Below are 5,292 nucleotides of genomic sequence, written 5' to 3'. Positions count from 1 at the left end.
GTGCCGCCGAGCGGTGCCGAGGCGGTGGCCGAGTGCGAACCCGAGTACATCGAGATGCCGGGCTGGCGATCTTCCACGGTGGGCGTGCGCGACTACGACGCCCTCCCGGTGGAGGCCCGTCGCTATCTCGAGCGACTCGAGGAGCTGGTCGGCGTGCCTCTCGCCATCATATCCACCGGCGCGGAACGCAAGGAAACCATCGTGCTGCGCAATCCGTTCGACGACTGACATGCCGTGGTCGTCCCTGCTGATCATCGCGCTGGGCGCCAGCCTTGGCGCGTGGTGCCGGTGGGGACTCGCGATCGCGCTCAACCCGCTGTTCCCGTCGATGGCGCTGGGTACCCTGGCGGCCAACCTGTCCGGCGGTCTGCTGATCGGTATTCTGATGGAGGCGGGCGACCGGCTCGGGACGATGGGTCCGGAGCTGAGGCTGCTGCTGATCACCGGGTTCCTGGGCGCGTTCACCACGTTTTCGGCGTTTTCCGCCGAACTGGCGTTCAGTCTGAGGCAGGGGGATTACTTCTGGGGGGTCGCCACCGCGGCCGCACATGTCATCGGCAGCGTGGCTCTGACAGGGATTGGCATGCTGCTGGCGCTGGCGATACTGCGGGGTGTGCCCTGAAACGCCCGATCCACGTCGCGGGCAGGACCCTGACCCCGCTGGGACCGACCACCTGAACCGGTAAGAATGGTGCCGAGGAGAGGACTTGAACCTCCACGGGGTTTGCCCCACTAGCACCTGAAGCTAGCGCGTCTACCAATTCCGCCACCTCGGCTGTAGGGCGGCCGCGCCCCAGGGCGCGCGGGCCGCAAACTTTACCGACGGCGAGATGTTCTGTCAACGTCCCTGCAAGCGGCGACAACGCGGAGTCGTGCGCCCGCCCGCTCGGTGGACGTGGGATCGAATGACAACGCCGGAACGAACGGCAGCGAATGACCAAAAAACACGGTGCAGACCCGGAGGGTGATCCGTACATCGAGCGCGAACGGCGCAAGTATGCTCAGCCGATCCCCAGTCGAGAATACATTATCAACCAGCTCGCCGAGCACGCTCGTCCGCTGACCCGAGCGCAGCTTGCCGAACTGTTCGCGCTGGACGATCCGGATGAGCTGGAAGGTCTGCGCCGGCGCCTGCGGGCCATGGAGCGGGATGGGCAACTGATTCGCAATCGACGAGGCGGCTATGTCATTGTCGATAATCGTGATTTGATTCGCGGTCGAGTACGCGCGGCGATGGAGGGCTCTGGTTGGCTCAAACCGGACCGCCCCGGGCCGGAGGTTTATCTGCCGCCGCGGGCGATGCGCTGCCTACTGCATGGGGACCGTGCGGTGGTCCGCTTGGTGGGAGTCGACGCCCGCGACCGGCCCGAGGGTGAACTGGTCGAAGTCTTGGAACGGGCAAATCGACGCGTTGCGGGCCGGTATCACGAAGAGAGCGGCGTGGGTTTCGTCATTCCGGCGAGCCGGCGGATTCATCAGGACATCATTGTCCCCGCCGCACAGCGTAACGAGGCGTCTGACGGGGAGCTCGTAATCACCGAGATTCTCAGTCAGCCTTCCATGCGTCGCCAGCCAATCGGTCGGATCGTCGAGGTTCTCGGAGAGCACATTCAAGCCGGCCAGGAGATCAGCGTCGCTGCGAGCGCGCACGGAATTCCGGTCGAATGGCCCGACGAGGTCAAGGAGTCGCTGGTTGGGCTCAGCGAGCGAGTGCCGGAAGCGGCCAAGCGTGGGCGGGTCGATTTGCGGCATTTGCCATTGGTGACTGTCGACGGGGCGAGTGCGAGAGATTTCGACGACGCCGTCTACGCCGAGCCGATGACCCATGGCTGGCGCCTTTATGTCGCGATCGCCGATGTTTCCCACTATGTGGGCAGCGGCACCCCCCTTGAGCGCGAGGCGGCCAGGCGTGGTAATTCAGTGTATTTTCCGCGCAGCGTCGTGCCCATGCTGCCGCCCGTGCTCTCCAACGGGCTTTGCTCCCTGAATCCGCGCGTAGACCGTCTCTGCGTGGTCTGCGAGATGCAGATCAGCCGTGAGGGCGCGCTGCGGCGCTCGCGCTTTTACGAAGCGGTGATGCGCTCCCGCGCCCGATTGACCTACGATGAGGTCACGGCGGTGCACCTGCAGCGCGCTCCGGCGCAACGCCGTCGCCATCGGGGCCTGCTCACGCATCTCGATCACCTGTTCAGCGTCTACCGCGTGCTGCGCAAGGAACGTGACCGCCGCGGGGCGATGGATTTCGAAAGCACCGAGAGCACCATCGAGTTCGACCAAACGGGGCGAATCCGCGCCATTCATCCGACTCGGCGGACCGACGCTCATAGGATGATCGAAGAGTGCATGGTAAAGGCCAATGTGGCTGCGGCGCGCTTTCTCCGCCGCCATCGCATGCCGACCCTGTATCGGGTGCACGAGCCTCCGGAAGCGGCGCGACTGGAGAAATTGCGTGCCTTTCTTGCCCAGACAGGGCTGCGCCTGAGCGGCAGCGACAAACCCCGACCCAAGGATTTCGCCCGGCTGATAGAGCGGGTGCGTGACCGACCCGATCGTCATTTCATCGAGACCGTATTACTGCGCTCGATGACGGCCGCTGAATACCGACCCGACAATGCCGGGCATTTCGGATTGGCGCTGGACGCCTATGCGCATTTCACCTCACCGATCCGGCGCTACCCCGATCTGATCGTGCATCGTGCCATAAAGCACGTCCTGAACGGCGCTCGGTGCGAGACATTCGCGCACAGTCACGATCAGCTGGTTACCCTGGGCGAGCATTGCTCCATGACGGATCGTCGCGCCGAGGAAGCCACTCGGGATGCGGTCATGACGCTCAAATGCCGTTACATGGCCGAGCGTTTGGGAGAGGAGCTTCCCGGCGTGATCAGCGCGGTAACCTCGTTTGGGTTGTTCGTCGAGCTCGATGACATCTATGTCGACGGGCTCGTGCATATCACCAATCTGGAGAGCGACTATTTTCATTTCGATCCGATCGGCCATCGGTTGGTCGGTGAGCGTACCGGAAAGGAATATCGGTTGACGGACCGGCTGCGGGTGCGAGTCGCGCAGGTGGACATCGACGAGCGCAAGCTCGATCTGGCGCTGGTGGCGCATCCTTTGGATGCGCACGGCAATCCGATCGAACAGCCGCGCCGGGGGCCAGGGCGACGCCGCAAGGCTCAGCCGGCACAACGGCTCGCGGCAACAAAGGCCAAGCGGCGGCGAGCGAACGCAAAGAAGCAGCCTTCCCCACGACGATGACGCAGAGTCACATCATTCATGGTCTGCACAGCGTGCGGGCTGCGGTACGTTACGATCCCGCGCACGTGATCGAGGCTTGGTTTGATCGGCGCACTCTCGGCCGGCGGGGGCAGGCGCTGCGTCGCCAACTGGAAGCGCTCGACTGTCCGCTGCATGTGGTCGAGCGCCGGCTATTGGATCGGCTGACGAGCGGGCAGCCTCATCAAGGCGTGGCGATCCGCTACAGCGGCTTACCGCCGCGCGACGAGCATGAACTGGAGGCGTTGCTCAGCGGTCTCGGCGAGGACGCCTTGTTACTGGTGCTCGATCAAGTACAGGACCCCCATAATTTGGGCGCTTGCCTACGCACAGCCGACGGTGCCGGTGTTCACGGCGTGATCACCCCGCGTGATCGTGCGGTAGGCTTGACTCCGGTGGTTTACAAAGCCGCCGCAGGTGCCGCGCAGCACGTTCCTCTCTTCCAGGTGACCAATCTGGCGCGCACCCTGCGCCGGTTGCGCGGTGCCGGCTTGTGGGTGACCGGGACCGCCGAGCAGGCCGATGCCAGACTCTATGAGACGGATCTCAGCGGTCCCTTGGCCTTGGTCATGGGAGCAGAGGGCACCGGTTTGCGTCGGCTTACGCGAGAGTGCTGTGATCGATTGATCCGCATCCCCACCCTGGGGCCGACCGGTACGCTCAACGTCTCGGTCGCTACGGGTATCGTGCTCTATGAGGCCATGCGTCAGCGCCGATACCGCTTTACCGTCTCCCCGTCGGCGGAGTAAACTCCCCCGCTTATTGTTCGTTGCTCGGGTTTTCACCCAGTCGATGGGCAATGGTTCTCCTTGCCGGCCGCAACCGTGCGGGCGGCTTTTCCGGCCACGCAGTGGTCTGATCACCCGAAAGGAGTCAGCATGCGACATTATGAAGTTGTGTTTCTGGTTCATCCGGACCAAAGCGACCAGGTTTCCGCCATGGTCGAGCGTTACCGGGCTTTGATCGAGGGTAACGCCGGCCACGTCCACCGTTTGGAGGACTGGGGACGCCGTCAGCTTGCCTACCCGATCAAAAAGCTGATCAAGGCGCATTACATCTTGATGAACGTGGAGTGTCGAGCTGAGGATATGGAAGAGCTCGTTTCCATGTTCCGCTTCAACGATGCGGTCATTCGGCATATGGTTTTGTCGCGCCAAGAGGCGGTCACCGAACCCTCGCCGTTGGCGAAGAGCCAGGACGAGGAGAAGGGTGCTCGTGCGGATCGTTCGGGCCGAAGTGACAGGTTCGGAAACACCGAGACGGAAAGCGAGCAGGAAGAAGCCGCCGAGGTCTGAGGGTAGTCTCGGCAACTCTGCTACCGAGGCTAGCGCCGAGCATGCCATTGGCCCCGTTGGATAGCCGCGTCAACACGGTGATGCTCACCGGGATTTTAGCCGCACCCGCGCAGCTTCGCTATTCACCGGCGGGCATTCCGATCGCCCGTTTCCTGCTCGAGCACGTCTCCGAGCAGGCCGAGGCCGGTGCCCTGCGGCGGGTTCGCCTGCGGATCGGTGTGCGAGCGACAGGGCGGCCCTTGGCGGAATCGATCCCCGCAATACCCTGCGGCTCGGGGTTGCGGGTGGTCGGCTTTCTCATTCGCTCCCGTCAACGAGGCGGAGAGTATCCGTTGATTATCAGCGCCAGCCAGGTCGAGCGGTTGGCGCCGTAGAGGAACCAGAAAAGGTGTAGGCTATGGCTCGTTTTTTCCGTCGCAGAAAGTACTGTCGATTTACGGCCGAGGGTGTCAAGGAGATCGATTACAAGGATCTCAACACGCTCAAGAACTACATTACAGAAACCGGCAAGATCGTGCCCAGCCGGCTCACTGGAACGCGTGCCAAGTCTCAACGCCAACGTGCCAGTGCCATCAAGCGCGCGCGCTCTCTGGCCGTGCTGCCCTACACTGACCGCCACTGATCAGCCTGCCACCCGAGCGTGGCCGTGAGGCGTTTCGCCGACTTCATCATGCGTGGCCGGATGTCGGCGGTTTTCGTCGTCTTCGCAAGTGCGATG

General features: G+C 63.4%; 7 protein-coding genes and 1 tRNA gene. 7 read left to right on the top strand and 1 reads right to left on the bottom strand.

Features of this window, described 5'->3' with window-relative positions:
* Both AC52Q4_RS16310 and crcB read left to right on the top strand, forming a co-directional pair.
* On the top strand, positions 1 to 228 hold a 228-nt coding region (locus AC52Q4_RS16310), incomplete at its 5' end, for an adenylosuccinate synthetase (RefSeq protein ID WP_495537856.1).
* A 1-nt stretch (position 229) separates the two neighbouring features.
* Complete coding sequence (crcB, locus tag AC52Q4_RS16305; RefSeq protein WP_495537855.1) at positions 230 to 622, top strand: fluoride efflux transporter CrcB; 393 nt, start codon at positions 230 to 232, stop codon at positions 620 to 622.
* Positions 623 to 689: 67 nt separating this feature from the next.
* Here the strand turns inward: crcB and AC52Q4_RS16300 are convergent.
* Positions 690 to 776: transfer RNA gene (locus tag AC52Q4_RS16300), tRNA-Leu, on the bottom strand.
* A gap of 157 nt (positions 777 to 933) precedes the next feature.
* Here AC52Q4_RS16300 and rnr point away from each other — a divergent pair.
* The 5 genes from rnr to rpsR all read left to right on the top strand — a co-directional run bounded on the left by rnr (position 934) and on the right by rpsR (position 5,196).
* Positions 934 to 3,261: a ribonuclease R gene (rnr, locus tag AC52Q4_RS16295; protein WP_495537854.1), complete on the top strand. Its 2,328-nt coding sequence runs from the start codon at positions 934 to 936 to the stop codon at positions 3,259 to 3,261.
* Entirely contained in the window at positions 3,258 to 4,028 is a 771-nt protein-coding gene (rlmB, locus tag AC52Q4_RS16290; RefSeq protein ID WP_495537853.1) for a 23S rRNA (guanosine(2251)-2'-O)-methyltransferase RlmB, read from the top strand. The genes rnr and rlmB overlap by 4 nt, the downstream gene beginning before the upstream one ends.
* Before the next feature lie 129 nt (positions 4,029 to 4,157).
* On the top strand, positions 4,158 to 4,574 hold the full coding sequence (gene rpsF / locus AC52Q4_RS16285) for a 30S ribosomal protein S6 (RefSeq protein WP_495537852.1): 417 nt from the start codon (positions 4,158 to 4,160) through the stop codon (positions 4,572 to 4,574).
* Positions 4,575 to 4,615: 41 nt separating this feature from the next.
* The gene (gene priB / locus AC52Q4_RS16280) at positions 4,616 to 4,948 is read left to right on the top strand and encodes a primosomal replication protein N (protein ID WP_495537851.1); all 333 of its coding nucleotides are present in this window, start codon (positions 4,616 to 4,618) and stop codon (positions 4,946 to 4,948) included.
* Positions 4,949 to 4,971: 23 nt separating this feature from the next.
* Positions 4,972 to 5,196, top strand: coding sequence for a 30S ribosomal protein S18 (gene rpsR, locus AC52Q4_RS16275; protein ID WP_495537850.1), 225 nt, complete (start codon positions 4,972 to 4,974; stop codon positions 5,194 to 5,196).
* Positions 5,197 to 5,292 lie beyond the last annotated feature (96 nt).

It is taken from the genome of Nitrococcus sp. (assembly GCF_059432795.1).
This window is presented reverse-complemented; position numbering and strand designations above follow the sequence as displayed.

What these genes read in the sequence shown, in the direction of transcription:
- crcB (WP_495537855.1), top strand. Translation starts at nt 230, where the DNA reads ATGCCGTGGTCGTCCCTGCTGATCATCGCGCTGGGCGCCAGCCTTGGC.
- rnr (WP_495537854.1), top strand. Translation starts at nt 934, where the DNA reads ATGACCAAAAAACACGGTGCAGACCCGGAGGGTGATCCGTACATCGAG.
- rlmB (WP_495537853.1), top strand. Translation starts at nt 3,258, where the DNA reads ATGACGCAGAGTCACATCATTCATGGTCTGCACAGCGTGCGGGCTGCG.
- rpsF (WP_495537852.1), top strand. Translation starts at nt 4,158, where the DNA reads ATGCGACATTATGAAGTTGTGTTTCTGGTTCATCCGGACCAAAGCGAC.
- priB (WP_495537851.1), top strand. Translation starts at nt 4,616, where the DNA reads ATGCCATTGGCCCCGTTGGATAGCCGCGTCAACACGGTGATGCTCACC.
- rpsR (WP_495537850.1), top strand. Translation starts at nt 4,972, where the DNA reads ATGGCTCGTTTTTTCCGTCGCAGAAAGTACTGTCGATTTACGGCCGAG.